Origin of the sequence: Streptococcus sp. 2021WUSS126 (assembly GCF_044427255.1) — a bacterium.
Taxonomy (GTDB): Bacteria; Bacillota; Bacilli; order Lactobacillales; family Streptococcaceae; genus Streptococcus; species Streptococcus hashimotonensis.
In genome coordinates, this window is record NZ_JAOTGI010000009.1 from 21,009 (window position 1) to 41,810 (window position 20,802).

Below are 20,802 nucleotides of genomic sequence, written 5' to 3' on the forward strand. Positions count from 1 at the left end.
CATGTTACTAGAAGTGTCCATTAAAAACTTCGCCATTATTGAGCAGGTATCACTGAATTTTGAAAACGGGATGACCATCCTATCTGGTGAAACAGGTGCAGGTAAATCCATTATCATTGATGCCATGAACCTGATGTTAGGGGCGCGTGCGACGACAGATGTTATCAGACACGGGGCCGCCAAGGCTGAGATTGAAGGGCTTTTTTCCTTTGAAAATAGCAGAGCTCTCGAGCAGATTTTGCTTGAACAGGGGATTGAAGTAGCTGACGAACTCATTATCCGTCGTGAAATCTTACAAAATGGCCGTTCGGTTAGCCGTGTCAATGGACAAATGGTCAATTTATCTGTCTTGAAACAGATTGGGCAATATTTAGTAGATATTCATGGTCAACATGACCAGGAAGAATTGATGAAGTCTCAACACCATATCCGTCTTTTGGACAGTTTCGGAGAAGCTGAGTTTTGGAGTCTTAAAGACCGTTATCAGACAACCTTTGATGCCTATCGTAGTCTTCGTAAACGAGTTCTTGAAAAGCAAAAAAATGAGCAGGAACACAAGGCGCGGATTGAGATGTTGGAATACCAAATTGCTGAAATCGAAGCGGCAGATTTGAAGTCTGGCGAAGATATTCAACTCAATCAGGAACGCGATAAACTGCTCAACCACAAACAAATTGCAGATACACTGACCAATGCCTATGCACTGTTAGACAATGAAGATTTTTCAAGCTTGAACAACTTGCGGTCAGCTATGAGTGACTTACAAAGCCTGGAAGAATTTGATCCAGACTACAAACAGCTCTCTTCTAGCTTGACAGAAGCTTATTATGTCGTTGAAGATGTGACCAAGCGTCTCAGTGATGTGGTGGACAATCTAGACTTTGATGGCAATCGTCTCTTGCAATTGGAAAGTCGCCTGGATTTGCTCAATACCATTACGAAGAAATATGGTGGAACTGTCGATGATGTTTTGGACTATTTTAGTAAAATCAGCGAAGAATACAATCTATTGACAGGCAATGATTTATCTGGTGATGATTTGGAAGTTCAGCTTAAGAACTTAGAGAAAGAATTGGTTGAACGAGCAGGTCAGCTCAGCCAATCACGCCATGAATTAGCTGTTGTTTTAGAAGATATTATCCGCCAAGAATTGCAAGACTTGTATATGGAGAAAGCTCGTTTCCAAGTTCGATTTACCAAAGGAAAATTTAATCGAGAAGGAAATGAAACGGTAGAATTTTACATCTCCACCAACCCAGGTGAAGACTTCAAGCCTCTGGTTAAGGTGGCTTCTGGAGGAGAATTGTCTCGGTTGATGTTGGCCATTAAGTCAGCCTTTGCCCGTAAAGAAGGTAAAACTTCTATTGTCTTTGATGAGGTGGATACAGGGGTATCTGGACGTGTGGCCCAGGCAATTGCCCAGAAAATTTATAAAATCGGACAATATGGGCAAGTATTGGCGATTTCCCATCTACCACAAGTCATTGCTATTGCAGATTATCAGTTCTTTATTGAGAAAATATCCGACGAACATTCGACCGTTTCTCGTGTCCGTCTCTTGACTAAAGAAGAGCGTATTGAGGAAATTGCCAAGATGTTAGCCGGTGACAAAATCACAGATGCAGCCCGTAATCAAGCAAAAGAATTAGTAGAAAAAGGTTAGGCGACTAGCCTTTTTGCTTATGTCCAAAGTTTATTTTTTGGTCAAAATTTGTTATAATAGATGGCAAAATTGAAGAGAATTGTAGGATGAAATATGTCAAAGATTAAGATTGTTACGGATTCAAGTACGACTATCGAACCCAGTTTGGTCGAAGAATTAAATATAACAGTTGTTCCATTATCTGTAATGGTTGACGGAGTCGTATACTCTGACAACGATTTAAAAGAAGGAGAATTCTTGGAGCTCATGCGTGGGTCAAAAAACTTGCCAAAAACAAGTCAGCCCCCAGTAGGACTCTTTGCGGAAACTTTTGCTGAATTGGCTAAAGACGGCAGTCAGATTATTGCCATTCTCTTGTCGCATGCCTTATCAGGGACAGTAGAAGCTGCTAGACAAGGTGCAACCCTTTCTGGTGCTGATGTGACAATACTCGATTCAAGCTTTACAGATCAGGCTGAAAAATTCCAAGTTGTAGAAGCAGCACGCATGGCACAAGCTGGTGCCAGCAAAGAAGAGATCCTTGCAGCTATTGAAACAGTCAAAGAAAAAACGGAATTATACATCGGTGTATCAACCCTAGAAAATCTAGTCAAGGGTGGTCGTATTGGACGTGTTCAAGGGATGTTGAGTAGCCTACTCAATATCCGTGTTATCATGGAAATGAAAGACCATCAGCTAACTCCGATTGTCAAGGGACGAGGCAATAAGACCTTTAAAAAATGGCTGGAAGAGTTCACGGCAACTCTAGCAGATAAAAAAGTAGCCGAGATTGGTATTTCCTATTCAGGAACGGCAGATTTTGCAAATGAAATGAAGAGTCAATTACAAGAGTACGTCTCAAAAGAAATTTCTGTCTTAGAGACAGGCTCCATTATTCAAACTCATACCGGTGAGGATGCCTGGGCTATTTTGATTCGTTATGAATAACAGGAAGTTGATTCAAGGCTTTGTTTTCTTTTTTCTGGCAATTCTAGGGTCGATTTTTCTATTTCATCAACTCATTCCTGTTGCCTCATCTCGTATCTCCAGACAAGAGCTTACCGTATCAGAAAAAATCAGTTTTCGATATGTGGCACTTGGTGATTCTTTGACAGAAGGTGTTGGAGATACAACTGGACAGGGGGGATTTGTTCCCTTGTTGGCTCAATCTCTAACTAACGATTATGGTTATGAAGTAGATTATAAAAATTTCGGAGTTTCTGGGAATACTAGTAATCAGATTCTTAAGCGAATGAAGGAAGATGGAGAGCTGATAAGCTACTTAAAAACAGCAGATCTGTTAACTCTGACAGTTGGTGGCAACGATTTGCGCAAGGCTATTATTAAAAACATTGCCAATCTCAAAGTTTCAACTTTTGATAAGCCCGCAAAAGATTACGGAAAACGATTGGATACAATTATTAAGACAGCGCGTAAGAATAATCCAAATCTTCCCATCTATGTTGTCGGGATTTACAATCCACTCTACCTCAATTTTCCTGAATTGACAGAAATGCAGACAATTGTTGATAATTGGAATACGATGACAGAACAGATAACTGAAAAATATCAACATGTCTATTTTGTTCCGATCAATGATTTGCTCTATAAAGGATTGGAAGGGGAGGCTGGTATTAGTCAAAATGGTAGCCAAGTTACCAATAATTTACTGTATGAGGAAGACAGTTTCCATCCCAATAATACTGGATATGAGATTATGAAAAAAGCGATATTGGAGAGAATGAATGAGACCACGGAAAGCTGGGAACCTTAATATTTGGAAATGGCTATTTTTAGCCCAGTTGGCTTTGTTGATTGGTTGCGGAATAGTCCTCTATACACGGATTCAAACAGATAGAGAGGATTTAACAAAGCTCGTTCAGACTAGTACAGAAGATACCAAGGTTGGGACCTTCTCCACTAATAGGGAACAGCTCAACCAAACCCTCACTAACTATCTAAAAGATTATCAGACGGGAGAGTTTTCCTATCAATTATTCGTAACGAGTCAGCAAGTTGTTTTTGAAGGCAGCTATCAGATTTTTGGTGTGACTATCCCACTCTATATTTATTTTCAACCTAGCAAAATGGAAGATGGCAGTATTTTGTTACAGATAATAGAAATATCAGCTGGAAGTTTATCCTTGCCGAAAGCAGAGGTATTAGCCTATTTACAAAAAAATTATAAACTACCTGCCTTTGTAAAAATAGACTCAGAACAAGCGCAAGTACAGGTTCAACTGACAGAACTGAATAACAAATTTGGTCTGTATGGAAAGGCGAATACGATTGATTTGTACAACGACCAATTCATTGTTGATATCTACAGAAAAAGACAGTAAAATAGCATTAAAAACTTGACCAAACGCCTAAAATTCGGTACTATATAGAAGTGAGTAATAACTCAGAAAATTATTGGAGGACTTAGCAAATGGCTAATAAACAAGATTTGATTGCAAAAGTTGCAGAAGCAACTTCATTGACTAAAAAAGACTCAGCAGCAGCTGTTGATGCAGTATTCGGAGCAGTAGCAGACTACCTTGCAGCTGGTGAAAAAGTACAATTGATCGGTTTCGGTAACTTTGAAGTTCGTGAGCGTTCAGCACGTAAAGGTCGCAACCCACAAACTGGTAAAGAAATCGAAATCGCAGCTTCAAAAGTTCCAGCATTCAAAGCTGGTAAAGCTCTTAAAGACGCTGTAAAATAATTTAACGTGAAAAAGCCTATTGTAGCAACGTTTCTGCGTTGTGCAGTAGGCTTTTTTCTGTGTTTTGGGGCTCCCAGAGTCAGGGGAGTGACTCTGGGAGGTTAGAAATGAAGCAAAAGCATTTTGCGTCAAAGATGGAGAAGCTTTATACTCAATGAAAATCAAAAGTAGCCTAGGAAACGAAGCCGAAGATAGAACTCTGTTACTTTCTTATTTCAAGGTAACAGGCTGAAAACCTCCACTGGAGCTTTTCACCCATCAAGGCTCTTGACAACGGTTAATTTTGATTTTCGAAGAGTATTAGTAGTTTTCTACAGTACACATTCTCGTTTTAAGACAACAAAAAAACCAGCCTTGGCCAGCTGATTTTTTAGGAGATTTATGAAAAATTTTAGGATACACTTATAGTATACTCGAATTTTCAGATTCTTCATCGGTCTGTAGACCTATTTTGTTAAAAAATAAACATGTGTTATAATAGAAAAAATAAAAAAGGGAAGATTTTTTATGACAATCCGTAAAGCTAGACAATCTGATATTCCAGTTTTAAATGAATTGCTTCAAGATATTTTACAGGTGCATCACCAGGCACGACCAGATATTTTTAAAAGTGCAGGTCAAAAATTTTCTGAGGCTGAATTAGTAGCACTTTTGGAAAATCCAAATAAGCCTATTTTTGTCTTTGAGCTAGAGGGACAAGTGGTTGGGCATCTTTTTTGTGAATTATCTATCGCAACAGGCGATGTTTTAGAACCAGTTAAAACCTTGTTTATTGATGATTTGTGTGTAGCCAATTCGGCGCGTGGTCAAAAAATTGGCGAGCAACTTTATGAATTTGCTCTTTCCTATGCTAAGGAGCAGGGTTGCCACAATCTTACCTTGGATGTATGGGCTGACAATGCAGGAGCTGTCCGTTTTTATGAACGCCAAGGAATGAAACCGCAAAAGTTCCGTATGGAGCAAATAATAAATTAAAAAAGAGGGAGTCCCTCTTTTTAATGTTCTCTCATTTTTGCTAATAAGTTTTGAGCAGTTTCTAGGTTGCTGTGCTTTTCTTTTCGCAGGAGTTGGGCTAGTTGGTCTACTTCATGCTCCTCGGCACCAGCAAGTAGCGCTAGGGATTTTGCGTGGAGCTTCATGTGACCAGCCTGAATCCCTGAAGTAACAAGAGCACGCAGGGCAGCAAAGTTCTGACAGAGACCGATAGAAGCGGTGATAGAAGCTAATTGGCGCGCCTTTGGTTGTTGGAGAAGGTCAAAAGCGACGGCTACCTTTGGATTGAGCCCGATAGAGCCACCGACGGAGGCGATCGGAAGAGGTAGGGTGATGGAGCCGACCAAGTGCTCGCCATCAATGGACCAAGTAGAAAGCCCCTTGTATTGCCCATCACGGCTGGCATAAGCATGAGCCCCGGCTTCGACTGCCCGCCAGTCATTTCCTGTAGCGATAACGACAGCATCTATACCATTAAAAATCCCTTTGTTATGTGTCGCAGCACGATAAGGGTCCACTTGCGCCAGTTTGCCTGCCAGGGTTATTTTTTGAGCAGTTTCTTGAGCAATGGCAGAGCTGGTAGCCAGACTAGAGATGGCAATATGACATTGGGCGGTGACCAGTGACTCCTTTGCATAGTTGGAGAGGATTCCCATCAAAGCCTGTCCCTTGCTGAGCTTTTCTAAATCATCCTTAACAGCTTCTAACATGTTATTGAGGATATTGGCTCCCATGGCTTCTTGTACATCAACCTTAAGATAGACAATCAAAAACTCATCTTTACTCTCAACAGTCAATTCTCTTGCACCGCCCCCTCGTTTAACAATAGAAGGGTGTGCTTGATTGGCAGTCGCTAAAATACTCTCCTTCTGGTCAAGAATCGCCTGTGTCGCTCTGCTAAGGTCCGAAATATCGTAGAGAGCAACTTGTCCAATCATGATACGGTTGTGAATAGTCGTTGTAAAACCGCCAGATTTAGCGATGATTTTGGCTCCGAAAGACGCAGCTGCAACCACAGAAGGTTCTTCAGTAACCATCGGTACAGAATAAGTTTGTCCATCCACTAGAAGTTCTGGAAGTACAGAAAAAGGTAAGGAAAACGTTCCTAGATGATTTTCTGCCATCTTTCCCGCAATTGCTTCTGGCAGGTTTTTGTCTTTGTATAGAATGTCTAAGCTATCTTCTGATAGGGAACGATTCTGACGGAGAATATCAATGCGCTCTTGGCGTGATTTTTTATAAAATCCGGAAAAAGTTGACATAGGTTCCTCTTTCTATAGGAAAGCGCCCCTTGGTGAGAGCCAAAGGGCGCCGTTTTGGGGAGTGGGAAAGAACTTGACTGATAGAAAAGAGTTCGTCTTCCCGCCCCCGCACAGTTGATTAGGTCAGATTTAGAGTGTAATAACACGAATAAATCTGACAATCAACCACTGCGCTGAGATGTTGACGCTAACTGTGAAAAGTGTGCTGGAAATTCGATCAGCCTATCATTCATTGGAATAATGAATGATAGGTAAAATGTTTATTTACGATAGATACGTTTGTGATTGTCCACTTTGATAAGGGCAAAGGGAGTTTGGTCTTCTGGTAGGTCAAGGGATGAACCAGTTTCATCAAGGATAATTTCTTCAAAGAAGACTTGTTCGTATTCCTTAACGCTGAGTTTTGTACGCTGATTGAGTTGTTCTAAACGATTTTCTTGTAAGTGGTCGCGATAACCTTCAACGAGTTGACCGCTGAAAATTTCACAGACAGCGCCGCTACCATAGCTATAAAAGAGGATTTGATTCCCTGTCTCTAAAGCTCTGCTATTTTCCAAAAGGGAAAGGAGGGAGAGGAAGATAGAGCCAGTGTAGATGTTGCCGACAACCTTATTATAGACGATTGCTTCTTGGAAACGCTCTGTCAAACGTTCCAATGTTTCTTCGTCCTGAGTGATAGCCTGCAATCCTTTAAGACCTTGCTTGGAGAAAGGAATGTGTAAGCACATGGCAGCAAAATCGTTGAGGGTTTTGCCTGTTTTTTGTTGATAGTAGTCGAAAGTTGTCGTCAAGCAATCGGTGTACTGTTCAGTTGAAAATTTACCATCAACACGTGGATATTTGTCGTAGTTAGGACGCCAGAAGTCGTAGATGTCACGTGTCTGGCAGACATTATCATTGTTTAGGACCAAAATTCGTGGGTTTGCGGTTACCAACATGGCAACTGCACCAGCACCTTGAGTAGGTTCACCGCCAGAAGCGACTCCATACTTTGCAATATCACTAGCAATGACTAGGACTTTTGATTCTGGGAATTGAGCGATATGGCTTTTGGCAAGACTTAGTCCAGCGGTTGCACCGTAACAGGCCTCCTTCATCTCGATGGAGCGAGCGAAGGGCTGAATACCGAGTAATCCATGAATGGTGACGGCAGCAGCCTTACTTTGATCTACGCTAGATTCTGTACCGACAATAACCATGTCAATAGTTTGTTTATCTTCTTCTGTCAGAATGGCTTCGGCAGCCTTTGCACCAAGACTGATAATATCTTGAGTTACAGGAGCTACAGCCATTTCAGACTGAAGAAGACCAATCTTAAATTTATTTGGGTCCACATTGCGGGCTTGGGCTAAATCAGCCAAATCTAAAACATAATCGGGTGCCGCAAATCCGATTTTATCAATACCGATGTTCATAATATATCCTTTGTGTACAAATGATAGGTTAACTTGTTTGCGCATTGGAAACGATTAGGGAGATGCCTTGACCGCCTCCGATACAAAGTGAGCAAAGACCAAGCTCTTTTTCTTGCTTGATTAATTCGTGAATCAGAGTGACTAGGATTCGACTACCACTAGCTCCGATTGGATGTCCAAGGGCGATAGCACCACCATTGACATTGACTTTTGCAGGATTAATGCCGAGTTGTTTGACAACTGGAATTGATTGGGCTGCGAAAGCTTCGTTGAGTTCAAATAAGTCAATATCTTCGACGGATTTGCCGATTTTTTCAAGGGTTTTTTGACTAGCTGTTATAGGACCTAACCCCATATAGGCAGGATCTAAACCGCTTGTTGCATAGGCCTCAATATAGGCGAGTGGCTGGATATTTAGCTCACTGGCTTTTTCATCAGACATGAGTACCAAGACAGCACAGCCGTCGTTGATGCCAGAAGCATTGGCTGCGGTGACGGTTCCATCTTTTTTGAAAGCTGGACGGAGTGTTGCCAATTTTTCAATTGGTGTCAGACGAGGATACTCATCTGTGGCAAAAATAGTTTCGCCTTTCCGGTTTTTTAGTCTAATAGGAACAATTTCGTCAACAAATCTTCCCTCAGCAATAGCTTTTGCAGCCTTCTCTTGGCTACTGTATGCAAAAGCATCTTGCTCTGCGCGACTGACTTGATAGCGTTCAGCAACATTTTCTGCAGTAATGCCCATGTGATAGTCGTTGAAGGCATCTGTCAAACCGTCTGTTAACATGGAATCTTCCAGACTAATATGCCCTAATTTACTACCAAACCGGCTAGTTTTGGATAGATAAGGTGCCTGGCTCATGATTTCAATGCCTCCAGCCACAACTACATCATTGTCACCGAGAAGGATTGATTGTGTGGCAAGAAGGACTGATTTGAGACCAGAACCACAGACTTTATTGACTGCATAGGCAGAGGCTGTCTGAGGAATGCCTGCACGAATAGCAATTTGACGTGCAATATTTTGTCCTTGTCCTGCTGATAGAACATTTCCGAAGATAACTTCATCAACGCTGTCTGCAGGGATGTTTTTATTAGCTAAGGCTGTTTCGAGGACTTGCGCCCCTAAATCAGCGATTTCAATATCTTTCAGACTACCTCCGAAACTGCCGATGGCAGAACGATAGGCAGACACGATAGCTACTTTTTTCATGATAACTCCTATAGTGGTATCGTTTTGAACTGTCGTGTTCAGCCTTACTATTATACCATTATTTTGTCTTTTTTCTAAGAAGAAAGATAGGTCTAGAGACTGAATTTACATGAAAGAGTAATGAAAGCGTACACAGATTGTGGAAAGGCTGGCATTTTTTTACCTTTTCGTGTAAAATAGAGAAGTATAAGAGGGGAACCTCAAAATTTAAAGGAGAATCCATAAATGGTAAAATTGGTTTTTGCTCGCCATGGTGAGTCTGAATGGAACAAAGCTAACCTTTTCACTGGTTGGGCTGATGTTGATTTGTCTGAAAAAGGTACACAACAAGCAATCGATGCAGGTAAATTGATCAAAGAAGCAGGTATCGAATTTGACCTTGCTTTCACATCTGTATTGAAACGTGCTATCAAGACTACAAACTTGGCTCTTGAAGCTGCAGATCAATTGTGGGTACCAGTTGAAAAATCATGGCGTTTGAACGAACGTCACTACGGTGGTTTGACTGGCTTGAACAAAGCTGAAGCAGCTGCTGAATTTGGTGATGAGCAAGTTCACATCTGGCGTCGTTCTTATGATACTTTGCCACCAGAAATGGCTAAAAATCATGAGCATTCAGCACACACTGACCGTCGCTATGCACACCTTGATGATTCAGTTATTCCAGATGCAGAAAACTTGAAAGTAACGCTTGAGCGTGCCCTTCCATTCTGGGAAGATAAAATTGCTCCAGCATTGAAAGACGGTAAAAATGTATTCGTAGGTGCACACGGTAACTCAATCCGTGCTCTTGTAAAACACATCAAACAATTGTCTGATGACGAAATCATGGATGTGGAAATTCCAAACTTCCCACCACTTGTATTCGAATTGGATGAAAACTTGAACATTGTGAAAGAGTACTACTTGGAAGCATAATTCATTTAAGGCCTGAGCTCGCTCAGGCTTTTTTAGTTTTGAATATCGGATTTTTCATAGAGAGTATGGTATACTGGTGGTATTAAATGGTAGGAGGAGTTTATTATGGCAAGTAAAAAAATGCTACATGCATGTTTGCGTGTTGAGAACTTAGAAGCATCTCAAAAATTTTATGAAGAAGCATTTGGATTTAAGGAAACCCGTCGCAAGGACTATCCAGAGCACAAGTTTACCTTGGTTTACTTAGCACTTGAAGGGGATGACTTTGAGATTGAATTGACCTACAATTATGATCATGGTCCCTATATCGTAGGGGATGGCTTCTCGCATCTAGCTCTTTCTTCAGATGATTTAGAAGGTGATAATGCTAAGCATAAAGAATTGGGCTATCCAACGACAGACATCAAGGGCTTGCCAGGAAGTCCAGGTCGTTATTATTTTGTGACAGATCCAGATGGCTACCGTGTGGAAGTCATTCGTGCAGATTAATTTAGAAAAGATTGCCTAGGCAGTCTTTTTCTTTTTAGAAAAAAATCAGAAAATGGCAGAAGGGAGGGCATTAGGAAGTAAATCAATTATTTATACTCAATGAAAATCAAAAGTAGCCTAGGAAACGAAGCCGAAGATAGAACTGGAGTTCATCAAGGCAAGTTGACAACGGATAATTTTGATTTTCGAAGAGTATTACCTAATCTTTTTATGAGTTTTTATAGAACTGTCTTGACAAGAGCCTTTAAATGATTTAGCATAGTTTATATATGTTTTGAATGGGAGGTTGGATATGAAAAAAGTTAGTTTTTGGTTGGGAATCAACATCGCCTTGCTCGGCATGATGGTAAGTTTGGCTTTATGGTTATTTGCAGGACTTCAAGAAAGACAAGTTAGTCAGTTTATCGAGGAAAAACAACAAACCATCCTCGCTAAAGGCAAGGGCAAAATTCAAGAGGGAAATATTGATACGACCCATGTTGTGGCTGCCTTACCTACAGATGATGCAGGTCAAGTCTTAGGACCTGTAGAAAGTCGAATGATTTCTTATGTTCAAAGACGCTTTGGTCATAAAAAGCCAGCAGGAAAAATTCAAAAATTGGTCTTTGTTTCGTCAATAGAGGGAAAAACTAATTTTAAAAATGTAACAGCTCGTGAAATTCAAGCGGAGCATTATAAAGTAGACAACTTGCAAATTAAAAAGCAGGATAAACTCCCGTCTGAGCGTGTGTTGTTGACGCAGGACAATGAATTGTTTACCCTGGAAGATTTATTACCTAATTTATCCTCTGCAGCAAGTATTATTGTTGATCATCTAAGAGAAGCCTTACTTGCTCAAGGAATGGAAAAGACTGATGTAGAAGCGATTGTCAAAAAGTTTGAAACGCTAGACTTAAATGCTATTTCCTTTAGTTATGGAGACAGCCAATTAACCTTACAATTACCAGATGGTTACGGCATTAACCAGTTGGTTCTACCAATTTCAGATTTGTACCCAGTAGTGAAGAGTGATTATCTAGTAGATGCTGATAAGGTGGGCTATGATGAGTATATGGCTGCACAAGTTGTGGATAAGAAACATTTGAGACAGGTAGCTCTAACCTTTGATGATGGACCAAATCCGAATACGACACCGGTAGTTTTAGATTTATTGAAAAAATATAATGCCAAAGCAACTTTCTTTGTTGTTGGTAAGGCTGTAGCTGGGAATGAAGCTATTCTCCGTAGAATGGTAGCGGAAGGGCACGTCATCGCCAACCATACGTGGAATCATCCTAATCTAGTCACTATTTCTGGGGAGCAAGTACAGAGAGAAATTCAAGATACACAGGCAGCTATTACTGAAGCTACAGGTATTGTACCAACAATGGTTCGTCCTCCGTATGGTTCGGTTAACCAGGCTGTTGTCAATCAGATGGGACTTCCATCGATTTATTGGTCGGTCGATTCTAAAGATTGGAAGAGTCGCAATCCCCAAGCCATTTTGAAAGAAATAAAAGAACAGACTTGTCCAGGAAGTATTATCCTAATGCATGATATTCATCAGTCAACAGTTGATAGCCTCGAGTCTGTATTGCAATACTTAACAGGCGAGGGCTACAATATGGTTACTGTAACAGACTTACTCGGTAGTCCTCTCAATCCTCAATTAATCTATTATTCACAGGAATTATCTGGTCCAGCCCAGTAAGAATGATAAAAGGCTTAGAATCATGTTAGTAGAAACACTGGTTCTAAGCCTTTTGTATATTGTTCATTATATTTTGTAGAGCTCTTGATTCTTGAGAATGACTTCTTGGACGGAGGCATACTTTTTTAATTGTTTTAGTTCGCTAGGACTAGATACTAGGGTGATGACAAGTCCCTCCTTGCCCATGCGCCCAGTACGTCCGGAACGATGAGTGTAGGCTTCTTGGTCAAAAGGAACTTCAAAGTTGAGGACACATTCTAAGTTGTCAATATCGATACCACGTGCGACCATATCTGTAGCAAGTAGAAGATTGAGTTCGTGATTTTTGAAACGTTCGATGATGACCTTGCGGAATTTTACGTTGACATCAGAAGCCAATGAAACTGCATTCACTCCATTATAGAGTAGTTTATCTTCGCTTGCACCAAGGTCTGATAGGCTGTTAAAAAATGCAAGAGCACGAAAATCAGGGATATTGGCAAACTTACGTAGAGTTTCCAAACGTTCACGCTTATCTACCATCATATAGCAATGCTGGATATTATCCAATTTCTGCTCAGATAAATCAATGCTTTCAATGTCTTGAGCAATTTTTTGACGGTCAAATTTAGCTGTTGCACTCATGTAGATCAACTGGTGGTCACGAGGTACATAGTTAATAATCTTTTCGACAAACTGATATTGAGAATCGGAGAATAGCTGATCAAATTCATCTAGGATGATGGTGTTAATATTCATCATCTTGATTTTTTTCAATTTAATCAACTCGAAAATACGACCAGGTGTTCCAATCAGGATTTCTGGTCCTTTTTTTAGTCGCTCAATCTGGCGTTTTTGACTGGAACCAGATAAGAATAGTTGAGCAGTCAACCCAATTGTCTCCGACCAAGTCTTACAAACATCAAATATTTGGCCAGCCAGCTCTGTATTTGGTGCGAGGATGAGTAATTGTTGGGCTTTTTTAGGAGTTAGGGCTAATAGGCTAGGCCAGAGGTAGGCAAGGGTTTTTCCTGTGCCTGTTGGGCTGATAGCTAGAAGGGACTTGCCGTTTGCAATAGGCTCAAAGGCCTGGACTTGGATAGGAGTAAAGTCCTCAAAGCCAAGTAGGGTAAGCTGGTCCGTCCAGCTGGAGGGAAATTTAGATTTCATTGTTATCCGCCTTAAAGATTATTCCTGCGTCTTGACGCATGGTGTAAAGTGTTTGATGGACGCTTTCTGCTACAGCCAACCACTGGTCCACAAGCTCGCGGTTTTGTTGCTTGATTGCCTGTGCAATTTCTAGCGCTTCTTCGAGCATAGGGTGCTGGGCCGCTTGGATTGGTAAAACAATTTGCTCTCCGTCATGTTTTGTGAAAATAGCAGAGCTGATATGCTGGCATGCGTTGAGTGTTAGTGTTCCATCATTTGTATAGATTTCGCTTGCTAGATTGCTCGTAATATTTTTTCCTGCCTGAATGTGGACGATATAGTTGTCATAAATGAGTTGTCCCGAACCATTTAAGTCAATACTAGAAGGTAGCTGTTGTGCTACATAGCGGGCCGTTCTGGGAGTTCCCAAAATGCCGATAGCGGCGTAGAGCGTATAGATACCTAGATCCATGAGAGCACCACCGGAAAAAACAGTTGAAAAGATATTTGGCATTTGCCCAGCCAACAATTCAGGCATCTTAGAAGAATACTTGGCATACCCAAATGAACCACCTAAAATCGTTTTATCCGTCAAAAATTCACGGATAATGGTTTGAGCCTGTTCGTGATAGTTTCGAGCAGCCTCAAAGAGGCAAACATTATTTTCTTGGGCAACGCGACGCAATTGTCCTAATTCCTGAGGTGTAGAAACAATGGGTTTCTCAACAATAGCATGTTTACCAGCAGCTAGAACCGCTTTTGCCTGTTCAAAGTGCAGGGCATTTGGACTGGCAATATAGACAACATCAATGGGAGCAGAAAGAAATTTTACCCATTCTGTGTATAAATCGACTCCTTCATACTGCTCTGAAAAGACAGCAGCAGTTTCTAGTTTACGGGAGAAAACAGCCTGTAGCTGATAATGTCCACTTAAATGGGCCGCCTCTATAAAACGATGAGAGATATCTGAGGTGCCAACAATACCAAAATTAAGCATAAATTCTCATTTCTTTTGTGTTATCCTTTTCATTATACCATGTTTCATGGTAAAATAGTATTGAAAATAGAAGGAGATGATGATGACTCAGAAACCCATTATTATTGGCGTAACCGGCGGATCTGGGGGTGGCAAGACAAGTGTGTCGCGTGCCATTCTGGATAATTTCCCAAATGCTCGTATATCTATGATTGAACACGATTCTTATTATAAGAATCAGTCCCACCTGACCTTTGAAGAACGGATACTGACCAATTATGACCATCCACTGGCTTTTGATACGGATTTGATGATTTACCATATCAGTGAGCTATTAGCAGGACGTTCAGTGGATATTCCGATTTATGATTACACTCAGCACACACGTTCAGAGAAAACCTATCGTCAGGAACCACAAGATGTATTTATTGTGGAAGGTATTTTAGTATTGGAAGACAAACGGTTGCGGGATTTAATGGATATTAAGATATTCGTCGATACTGATGACGATATTCGTATCATTCGCCGCATTAAGAGAGACATGGAAGAGCGTGGCCGTAGCTTAGATAGTATCATTGAGCAGTACACCTCGGTGGTGAAACCAATGTATCACCAGTTTATCGAGCCAACCAAGCGCTATGCAGATATCGTCATTCCTGAAGGCGTCAGCAACGTTGTAGCCATCGACTTGATTAACACCAAGGTGGAGAGTATATTAAGAGAGCGTGGTTAAGATGCCCAAGCAAAGAATATTACCTCATATCATATTAGGGATTATGGGTGCTAGCGGTCAGATGGTAACTGGCAAACAGATTACCGACTATGTTCAACGTGATTTAGGCGAATTTTGGCAGGTTGCCCATAGCCAAGTCTATCCAGAATTAAAGCGTATGACCAAGGAAGAATTAATTACTTGTCATGCAGTACCTGGAAATGAAAAGGAAAAGCAGTATGCGATGACGGCTACTGGTCGTCAGATTTTAGACGAATGGCTATCCATTCCAAATGAAGAAACGCCTCAGCAAAAAGACTTGTTTTCAATCAAGATGTTTTTTATCCGTGAAAAGGATGACCCACGGATTCCTGGTTTGTTGCAGAGTCAAATTGAACTAGTCACCAAGCACTTAAAACACCTAGACAGTCGTAAAGTTGAGCTGTTCTCAACCAAGGAAAGTATCCAAGACAATTATGGACACTATTTGATTTTGACACGGGCTATTGAACGCAACCGTGCCCAGCTCAAATGGTTAGAGGATACACTGGCAGAAAGGAAAGTATCCAAGACAATTATGGACACTATTTGATTTTGACACGGGCTATTGAACGCAACCGTGCCCAGCTCAAATGGTTAGAGGATACACTGGCAGAAATGTAACGATTCGGATTTCCGAATCGTTTTTCCTTGTGTCCTGTTTTGGATTATGTTAGAGTAAGAAGAAATGTGACTTAATTGGAGGAATGTATGTCAATCAAACAGATGGTTAGTATGGCGCTAGTAGTTTGGAATTTAGTTGTCTTCATTACCTATGGTATGGATAAAGGAAAGGCAAGAAAGAACGCCTATCGGATTTCAGAAAAGACCTTATTACTCATGTCCTATTTTGGTGGCGGACTGGGTGCCTGGGCAGGTGGAACCCATTTTCGGCATAAGACACAGAAAAAGTATTTTCAACTAGCCTGGGCTATAGGGGTATTGATTGATGCAGTGATTATGTACTGGATGTGGAAATAGGCGCAAGCCTTTTTCTTTATCGCTCGGACTATAAAAGTCGGCTTAACTATGCTATAATGTTCCTATGACAAAACAAGAAAAAATTTCAAATTATCAACTATTATTGGCTCAATTGGAAGCTCTTCTTGATGGTGAAACCAATGCTTTAGCCAATCTATCAAATGCTTCTGCTTTGCTCAATCAAGCTCTACCAAACTCTGTCTTTACAGGATTTTACTTATATGATGGTCAAGAATTGATTTTGGGGCCTTTTCAGGGTGGCGTTTCCTGTGTTCATATTGCACTTGGAAAGGGTGTCTGCGGTGAGGCTGCAGCCAAGCGCCAGACTATTCTCGTAGACGATGTTCGTCTACATGATAACTATATTTCCTGCGATGCGACAGCCCTATCAGAAATCGTTGTGCCAATGGTGAAAAACGACCAGTTGCTGGGCGTTTTGGACTTGGATTCGAGATTGGTAGCTGATTATGATACGATTGACCAAGACTATCTAGAAAAGTTCGTTGCTCTCTTGGTTGAGAAGACGGACTGGAATTTTGCTATGTTTGGAGAAAAACGCTAATGTACCAAGCTTTATATAGGAAGTACCGAAGCCAGACCTTTGGGGAGATGGTGGGGCAGGAGGTGGTTGCGACCACACTCAAACAGGCCATTGAACAGGGGAAAATCAGTCATGCCTATCTCTTTTCAGGTCCTCGTGGTACGGGTAAGACATCAGCAGCTAAGATTTTTGCCAAGGCCATGAATTGTCCTAATCAGGTTGGAGGCGAGCCTTGTAACGATTGTTATATCTGTCAGGCTATTACGGAAGGTAGCCTGGAAGATGTGATTGAGATTGATGCTGCTTCCAACAATGGTGTGGATGAAATTCGTGATATTCGTGATAAATCGACCTATGCACCTAGTCTTGCGACCTATAAGGTCTATATCATCGACGAGGTCCACATGCTGTCTACTGGTGCCTTCAACGCCCTCTTGAAGACCTTGGAAGAGCCGACTGAAAATGTGGTCTTTATTCTAGCAACGACGGAATTGCACAAAATTCCTGCCACCATTCTGTCAAGGGTGCAACGATTTGAATTTAAGTCCATCAAGGTGACGGACATTCAGGAGCACTTGGCTGCAATTTTGACCAAGGAAGGGCTAATCTTTGACGAGCAGGCTCTGACGATCATTGCGCGTCGGGCAGAAGGGGGGATGCGGGATGCCCTATCCATTTTGGATCAGGCTCTCAGCCTTAGTCAGGACCAGCAAGTGACCTTGGAAATTGCTGAGGAAATTACGGGTTCTATCAGCTTGCGTGCCTTGGATGACTATGTGGCAAGTCTGCGTCAAGGGGATAGTGTCACAGCTCTCCAGCATCTACAAACCTTGTTTGACCAAGGAAAGAGTATGAGCCGTTTTGCGACAGATCTTTTGCACTATTTGAGAGATGTCCTTATCGTGCAGACGGGTGGTGAGGATACGCATTTAACAACAGGTTTTTCAGAAAATCTAGCTCTTGAGCAGGCACGGATTTTTACCATGATTGAGATGGTGACCAGGGGTTTGGCGGACATCAAGTCCAGTCCTCAACCGAAGATTTACGCTGAAATGATGACCATTCGTTTGGCTGAAGATAGTTCTCCTTCGGGGGCAATGGCAGAGCTGCCAGCTGATTTACTGGGGCAACTAGCCAGTCTGCAACAACAAGTTGCGGATTTACAGAAACAACTAGGTCAATTATCTAGTCAACCAAGTGCTGTTAAGCCAGTTTCACGCAAGCCGCAGGCTCCGAAGAAGTACCGATTGGATACCAGCAAGGTTCATGCTATTTTGCAGGAAGCTATGGAAAATCCAACCTTGGCGCGTGAAAATTTGACTCGCTTGCAGAATGCTTGGGGAGAAATTATTGAGAGTTTATCAGGAGCAGATCGTGCCTTGCTTGTTGGTTCTCAACCAGTCGCTGCAAATGAAAATCATGCGATTCTAGCCTTTGATTCTCCACTTAATGCTGAACAGACTATGAAGCGTGACAATCTCAATACCATGTTTGGAAATATTCTCAGCAAGGCCGCAGGTTTTTCGCCACAGATTTTAGCCATTGCTCAGGAAGATTGGGTAAGTATTCGTGCTGAATTTTCAGCCAAGGCCAAGGGGCAAAAAACGCAAGAAAGAGAAAAAGAAGAAAGCCCAGTTCCAGAAGAATTTGGCTTTCTAGCGGACTCAGTAGAGATTTTGAATGATTAAAAAATATCAGTCCTAAGACTGATGAATAGTTTTGATAGATATTTTATACTATATTCAATCCTAAATATTTTTCATATCTCCTTAAGAAACACTGACTGATTTAGTTGGTGTTTTCTTGTTTAGAAAAGAATCGAAACCTATCAAGAAAGCATATAAAAATTCAGCCAGTTGACTGAATTTTTGGTATAATCTATTTTATGAAACTTCCACAATTTCTTTTTTTAGCCATTACAACTATTTTAGCTGTTTATTTTATGAATGCATCGATTTTGACAGGAGATTTCTTGATTGCAGGTATCTACGCCTTTATCGCCTATCGGAATCTTCATTTTGCTTACAAGGTGACTAAATTTATTCGTTTGGTGGAGAAGCAGACCAAGAAGTAAGGCTGATTTCTCCGCTGGAGATAATTTTTGCTTTGCCGTTATCTAACTGGATAACCAGGTTTCCTGTGTCAGTAACAGCGATGGCAGTACCCTTAAATTCAACTTGATTTTCTACAAAGCTCACTTGTTGGCCAACGACAAGTGATTTTTCTTTGTAAAGGGCAATTAGTTCCTTCTCATCGGTTTCTAAGAAGGCTTTCCAGATGGCAGTAATGAGTTGGTTGCGGGTAAATGGTGGTTGTTCCTCGAAAAGATTTCCGGCAGATTGTTGTAATTCCTTAGGGAAATCGTCTATGCGGACATTGATGCCGACACCGATAATGACATCGGTTACCCGTTGGTTTTCCATGGAAGAGATAGCCTCAGTGAGGATGCCAGCAACCTTTTTGTGTCCGAGATAGATGTCATTGACCCACTTGATTTGGACGTCCAAGTCGCAAAGAGATTGAATGGCCTTCACAACAGCTGCTGCAGCTAAAATGGTGTAGGGCTTAAATTCTAGAAATGGAACATTGGGAGAGAGACGAAGCGACATATAAATGCCACCTGACTTGGAGGCATAAAAGGGTCTCCCAAATCGTCCCTTGGCTTTATTCTGATAGGGAGCTAGATACAGGGCAGGACTAGTATGACCTGATTCAATACCTTGTTTGGCATCTAGCTGGGTGGAGTCGCTATCCATATTCAGATGGACAGGTAGTTGAAGCTCCTGGGAGATTAATTCGGGTAGGAGTAAATCGCCTTCGGCTAATCTATAGCCACGATTACGGGCAGCCTCAATAGTTAAACCATGCGTTTCTAACTGGCGAATGGCCTTCCAAATGGATGTCCGTGAAATGCCCAATTCCTGTGCCAAATCTTCTCCGCTGACATAATCCTCTCTCTCTTTTAAAAGGAGATATATTTTCTGATAGGTTTTCATACCTTCATTATAGCAAAAAAATTACCTAAAACGTGATATAATAGTTTCAAATAAGGAGGTTTTCATGAAGACACTTGATTACATTATTAAATTGACCAACACTCCGTCGCCAACTGGTTTTACGACGGATATTATGAATTACATCAAGGCAGAGGTTGAAAGTTTCGGCTATACTGCTAGTAAGACCGCTAAAGGTGGTGTTTTGGTGACAGTTTCGGGGGAAAATGACCAGGAACATCGCATGGTGACTGCTCACCTAGACACATTGGGGGCCATGGTGCGTGCAGTGAAGCCAGATGGCCGACTCAAAATGGATTTGGTGGGAGGATTTGGATACCCTTCTATCGAGGGAGAAAACTGCTTAATTCATTGTGCCAAGAATGGTAAGACCTTTACAGGTACGATTTTGATGCACCAAACTTCTGTCCATGTCTACCGAGATGCCAGCACCGCTGAGCGCAATCAGACCAATATGGAAATTCGTTTGGACGAAAAAGTGACCAATGCGGACGAGACGCGGGCCTTGGGTATTGAAGTCGGAGATTTTATATCATTTGATCCTCGGACTGTTGTGACTGAAACTGGCTTTATCAAGAGTCGTCACTTGGATGATAAGGTATCCGCAGCTATCTTGCTTCATCTTTTGAAAGTCTATAAGGAAGAGGGAGCGACCTTGCCTTATACGACACATTTCTATTTTTCAAACAATGAAGAAATCGGCTACGGTGCTAACTCCAGCATTCCTGCTCAGGTGGTTGAATATTTGGCAGTCGATATGGGGGCAATGGGAGATGACCAGCAGACGGATGAGTACACGGTTTCTATCTGTGTCAAGGACGGCTCAGGTCCCTACCATTATGAACTCCGTCAGCACTTGATAGCCTTGGCTGAAAGAGATGGAATTCCTTACAAGCTGGATATTTATCCTTACTATGGTTCCGATGCTTCGGCAGCTATGCGAGCAGGTGCAGATGTTAAGCATGCCCTACTGGGTGCGGGAATTGAGTCCAGCCATTCCTATGAACGGACGCATTTGGATTCTGTAGTTGCGACTGAGCGGATGGTAGATGCCTATTTGAAATCAGCAATGGTAGATTAAG

The 20,802-nt window shown here is 41.6% G+C and carries 23 protein-coding genes; 17 read left to right on the forward strand and 6 right to left on the reverse strand.

Annotated elements, in window-relative coordinates; translation table 11 throughout:
- Position 1: 1 nt before the first annotated feature.
- The 6 genes from recN (at position 2) to ODU39_RS05215 (ending at position 5,324) form a co-directional block, all read left to right on the forward strand.
- Complete coding sequence (gene recN / locus ODU39_RS05190) at positions 2–1,663, forward strand: DNA repair protein RecN (RefSeq protein ID WP_105119521.1); 1,662 nt, start codon at positions 2–4, stop codon at positions 1,661–1,663.
- A 93-nt stretch (positions 1,664–1,756) separates the two neighbouring features.
- Complete coding sequence (locus ODU39_RS05195; RefSeq protein ID WP_024386337.1) at positions 1,757–2,590, forward strand: DegV family protein; 834 nt, start codon at positions 1,757–1,759, stop codon at positions 2,588–2,590.
- Complete coding sequence (locus ODU39_RS05200) at positions 2,583–3,416, forward strand: SGNH/GDSL hydrolase family protein (protein ID WP_002936251.1); 834 nt, start codon at positions 2,583–2,585, stop codon at positions 3,414–3,416. The genes ODU39_RS05195 and ODU39_RS05200 overlap by 8 nt, the downstream gene beginning before the upstream one ends.
- Complete coding sequence (locus ODU39_RS05205; RefSeq protein ID WP_398580061.1) at positions 3,388–3,984, forward strand: YpmS family protein; 597 nt, start codon at positions 3,388–3,390, stop codon at positions 3,982–3,984. Before ODU39_RS05200 ends, ODU39_RS05205 begins: the two co-directional genes overlap by 29 nt.
- 89 nt (positions 3,985–4,073) lie before the next feature.
- On the forward strand, positions 4,074–4,349 hold the full coding sequence (locus ODU39_RS05210; protein WP_024385016.1) for an HU family DNA-binding protein: 276 nt from the start codon (positions 4,074–4,076) through the stop codon (positions 4,347–4,349).
- Positions 4,350–4,856: 507 nt separating this feature from the next.
- Positions 4,857–5,324 (forward strand): GNAT family N-acetyltransferase, encoded by a 468-nt coding sequence (locus tag ODU39_RS05215; RefSeq protein WP_398580060.1) that lies wholly within the window; start codon positions 4,857–4,859, stop codon positions 5,322–5,324.
- A 20-nt stretch (positions 5,325–5,344) separates the two neighbouring features.
- Here the strand turns inward: ODU39_RS05215 and ODU39_RS05220 are convergent, their stop codons facing one another.
- The 3 genes from ODU39_RS05220 to ODU39_RS05230 all read right to left on the reverse strand — a co-directional run bounded on the left by ODU39_RS05220 (position 5,345) and on the right by ODU39_RS05230 (position 9,232).
- Positions 5,345–6,604 carry a hydroxymethylglutaryl-CoA reductase, degradative gene (locus ODU39_RS05220; protein WP_398580059.1) on the reverse strand — a complete coding sequence of 420 codons (1,260 nt, stop codon included), beginning with the start codon at positions 6,602–6,604 and terminating at the stop codon, positions 5,345–5,347.
- A gap of 260 nt (positions 6,605–6,864) precedes the next feature.
- The gene (locus ODU39_RS05225; RefSeq protein WP_398580058.1) at positions 6,865–8,019 is read right to left on the reverse strand and encodes a hydroxymethylglutaryl-CoA synthase; all 1,155 of its coding nucleotides are present in this window, start codon (positions 8,017–8,019) and stop codon (positions 6,865–6,867) included.
- Positions 8,020–8,047: 28 nt separating this feature from the next.
- Positions 8,048–9,232: an acetyl-CoA C-acetyltransferase gene (locus ODU39_RS05230; RefSeq protein WP_398580057.1), complete on the reverse strand. Its 1,185-nt coding sequence runs from the start codon at positions 9,230–9,232 to the stop codon at positions 8,048–8,050.
- 225 nt (positions 9,233–9,457) lie between these two features.
- Here ODU39_RS05230 and ODU39_RS05235 point away from each other — a divergent pair, with 225 nt between their 5' ends.
- The 3 genes from ODU39_RS05235 (at position 9,458) to ODU39_RS05245 (ending at position 12,329) form a co-directional block, all read left to right on the forward strand.
- Complete coding sequence (locus tag ODU39_RS05235; RefSeq protein WP_125070864.1) at positions 9,458–10,150, forward strand: phosphoglycerate mutase; 693 nt, start codon at positions 9,458–9,460, stop codon at positions 10,148–10,150.
- 105 nt (positions 10,151–10,255) lie between these two features.
- Complete coding sequence (locus tag ODU39_RS05240; protein WP_012027559.1) at positions 10,256–10,639, forward strand: VOC family protein; 384 nt, start codon at positions 10,256–10,258, stop codon at positions 10,637–10,639.
- A 292-nt stretch (positions 10,640–10,931) separates the two neighbouring features.
- Positions 10,932–12,329 carry a polysaccharide deacetylase family protein gene (locus ODU39_RS05245; RefSeq protein ID WP_398580056.1) on the forward strand — a complete coding sequence of 466 codons (1,398 nt, stop codon included), beginning with the start codon at positions 10,932–10,934 and terminating at the stop codon, positions 12,327–12,329.
- 66 nt (positions 12,330–12,395) lie between these two features.
- Here the strand turns inward: ODU39_RS05245 and ODU39_RS05250 are convergent, their stop codons facing one another.
- Positions 12,396–13,478: a DEAD/DEAH box helicase gene (locus tag ODU39_RS05250; protein ID WP_205014932.1), complete on the reverse strand. Its 1,083-nt coding sequence runs from the start codon at positions 13,476–13,478 to the stop codon at positions 12,396–12,398.
- Positions 13,468–14,454, reverse strand: coding sequence for a Gfo/Idh/MocA family protein (locus ODU39_RS05255; protein WP_398580055.1), 987 nt, complete (start codon positions 14,452–14,454; stop codon positions 13,468–13,470). The genes ODU39_RS05250 and ODU39_RS05255 overlap by 11 nt, the downstream gene beginning before the upstream one ends.
- 82 nt (positions 14,455–14,536) lie before the next feature.
- On the opposite strand from ODU39_RS05255, the gene udk reads away from it, so the two are divergent.
- The 7 genes from udk to ODU39_RS05290 all read left to right on the forward strand — a co-directional run bounded on the left by udk (position 14,537) and on the right by ODU39_RS05290 (position 18,780).
- Positions 14,537–15,166, forward strand: a complete 630-nt coding sequence (udk, locus tag ODU39_RS05260) for a uridine kinase (protein ID WP_002936217.1) — start codon at positions 14,537–14,539, stop codon at positions 15,164–15,166.
- Between the two features lies 1 nt (position 15,167).
- Positions 15,168–15,737 (forward strand): PadR family transcriptional regulator, encoded by a 570-nt coding sequence (locus ODU39_RS05265; protein ID WP_398580054.1) that lies wholly within the window; start codon positions 15,168–15,170, stop codon positions 15,735–15,737.
- On the forward strand, positions 15,677–15,808 hold the full coding sequence (locus ODU39_RS05270) for a hypothetical protein (RefSeq protein ID WP_398580053.1): 132 nt from the start codon (positions 15,677–15,679) through the stop codon (positions 15,806–15,808). Before ODU39_RS05265 ends, ODU39_RS05270 begins: the two co-directional genes overlap by 61 nt.
- Positions 15,809–15,895: 87 nt before the next feature.
- Entirely contained in the window at positions 15,896–16,165 is a 270-nt protein-coding gene (locus tag ODU39_RS05275; protein ID WP_002940218.1) for a DUF1294 domain-containing protein, read from the forward strand.
- Positions 16,166–16,229: 64 nt separating this feature from the next.
- Complete coding sequence (locus tag ODU39_RS05280) at positions 16,230–16,727, forward strand: GAF domain-containing protein (RefSeq protein ID WP_044758508.1); 498 nt, start codon at positions 16,230–16,232, stop codon at positions 16,725–16,727.
- Complete coding sequence (gene dnaX, locus ODU39_RS05285; protein ID WP_398580052.1) at positions 16,727–18,394, forward strand: DNA polymerase III subunit gamma/tau; 1,668 nt, start codon at positions 16,727–16,729, stop codon at positions 18,392–18,394. The genes ODU39_RS05280 and dnaX overlap by 1 nt, the downstream gene beginning before the upstream one ends.
- A 197-nt stretch (positions 18,395–18,591) precedes the next feature.
- The gene (locus ODU39_RS05290; protein WP_002936839.1) at positions 18,592–18,780 is read left to right on the forward strand and encodes a DUF3272 domain-containing protein; all 189 of its coding nucleotides are present in this window, start codon (positions 18,592–18,594) and stop codon (positions 18,778–18,780) included.
- Here ODU39_RS05290 and birA read toward each other — a convergent pair.
- Positions 18,746–19,702, reverse strand: coding sequence for a bifunctional biotin--[acetyl-CoA-carboxylase] ligase/biotin operon repressor BirA (gene birA / locus ODU39_RS05295; protein ID WP_002936838.1), 957 nt, complete (start codon positions 19,700–19,702; stop codon positions 18,746–18,748). The two genes, ODU39_RS05290 and birA, sit on opposite strands and share 35 nt — an antisense overlap.
- Positions 19,703–19,766: 64 nt before the next feature.
- Here birA and ODU39_RS05300 point away from each other — a divergent pair, with 64 nt between their 5' ends.
- Positions 19,767–20,801, forward strand: a complete 1,035-nt coding sequence (locus tag ODU39_RS05300) for a M42 family metallopeptidase (protein ID WP_398580051.1) — start codon at positions 19,767–19,769, stop codon at positions 20,799–20,801.
- Position 20,802: the final 1 nt, after the last annotated feature.

Bases quoted from the DNA above. Each gene is read 5' to 3' on its own strand.
- ODU39_RS05265 (WP_398580054.1), top strand. From the start codon at position 15,168: ATGCCCAAGCAAAGAATATTACCTCATATCATATTAGGGATTATGGGT.
- ODU39_RS05235 (WP_125070864.1), top strand. From the start codon at position 9,458: ATGGTAAAATTGGTTTTTGCTCGCCATGGTGAGTCTGAATGGAACAAA.
- ODU39_RS05240 (WP_012027559.1), top strand. From the start codon at position 10,256: ATGGCAAGTAAAAAAATGCTACATGCATGTTTGCGTGTTGAGAACTTA.
- ODU39_RS05205 (WP_398580061.1), top strand. From the start codon at position 3,388: ATGAGACCACGGAAAGCTGGGAACCTTAATATTTGGAAATGGCTATTT.
- birA (WP_002936838.1), bottom strand. From the start codon at position 19,702: ATGAAAACCTATCAGAAAATATATCTCCTTTTAAAAGAGAGAGAGGAT.
- ODU39_RS05220 (WP_398580059.1), bottom strand. From the start codon at position 6,604: ATGTCAACTTTTTCCGGATTTTATAAAAAATCACGCCAAGAGCGCATT.
- ODU39_RS05200 (WP_002936251.1), top strand. From the start codon at position 2,583: ATGAATAACAGGAAGTTGATTCAAGGCTTTGTTTTCTTTTTTCTGGCA.
- ODU39_RS05215 (WP_398580060.1), top strand. From the start codon at position 4,857: ATGACAATCCGTAAAGCTAGACAATCTGATATTCCAGTTTTAAATGAA.
- ODU39_RS05270 (WP_398580053.1), top strand. From the start codon at position 15,677: ATGGTTAGAGGATACACTGGCAGAAAGGAAAGTATCCAAGACAATTAT.
- udk (WP_002936217.1), top strand. From the start codon at position 14,537: ATGACTCAGAAACCCATTATTATTGGCGTAACCGGCGGATCTGGGGGT.
- ODU39_RS05290 (WP_002936839.1), top strand. From the start codon at position 18,592: ATGAAACTTCCACAATTTCTTTTTTTAGCCATTACAACTATTTTAGCT.
- ODU39_RS05300 (WP_398580051.1), top strand. From the start codon at position 19,767: ATGAAGACACTTGATTACATTATTAAATTGACCAACACTCCGTCGCCA.
- ODU39_RS05195 (WP_024386337.1), top strand. From the start codon at position 1,757: ATGTCAAAGATTAAGATTGTTACGGATTCAAGTACGACTATCGAACCC.
- ODU39_RS05210 (WP_024385016.1), top strand. From the start codon at position 4,074: ATGGCTAATAAACAAGATTTGATTGCAAAAGTTGCAGAAGCAACTTCA.
- ODU39_RS05255 (WP_398580055.1), bottom strand. From the start codon at position 14,454: ATGCTTAATTTTGGTATTGTTGGCACCTCAGATATCTCTCATCGTTTT.
- recN (WP_105119521.1), top strand. From the start codon at position 2: ATGTTACTAGAAGTGTCCATTAAAAACTTCGCCATTATTGAGCAGGTA.
- ODU39_RS05250 (WP_205014932.1), bottom strand. From the start codon at position 13,478: ATGAAATCTAAATTTCCCTCCAGCTGGACGGACCAGCTTACCCTACTT.
- ODU39_RS05245 (WP_398580056.1), top strand. From the start codon at position 10,932: ATGAAAAAAGTTAGTTTTTGGTTGGGAATCAACATCGCCTTGCTCGGC.
- ODU39_RS05230 (WP_398580057.1), bottom strand. From the start codon at position 9,232: ATGAAAAAAGTAGCTATCGTGTCTGCCTATCGTTCTGCCATCGGCAGT.
- ODU39_RS05225 (WP_398580058.1), bottom strand. From the start codon at position 8,019: ATGAACATCGGTATTGATAAAATCGGATTTGCGGCACCCGATTATGTT.
- dnaX (WP_398580052.1), top strand. From the start codon at position 16,727: ATGTACCAAGCTTTATATAGGAAGTACCGAAGCCAGACCTTTGGGGAG.
- ODU39_RS05280 (WP_044758508.1), top strand. From the start codon at position 16,230: ATGACAAAACAAGAAAAAATTTCAAATTATCAACTATTATTGGCTCAA.
- ODU39_RS05275 (WP_002940218.1), top strand. From the start codon at position 15,896: ATGTCAATCAAACAGATGGTTAGTATGGCGCTAGTAGTTTGGAATTTA.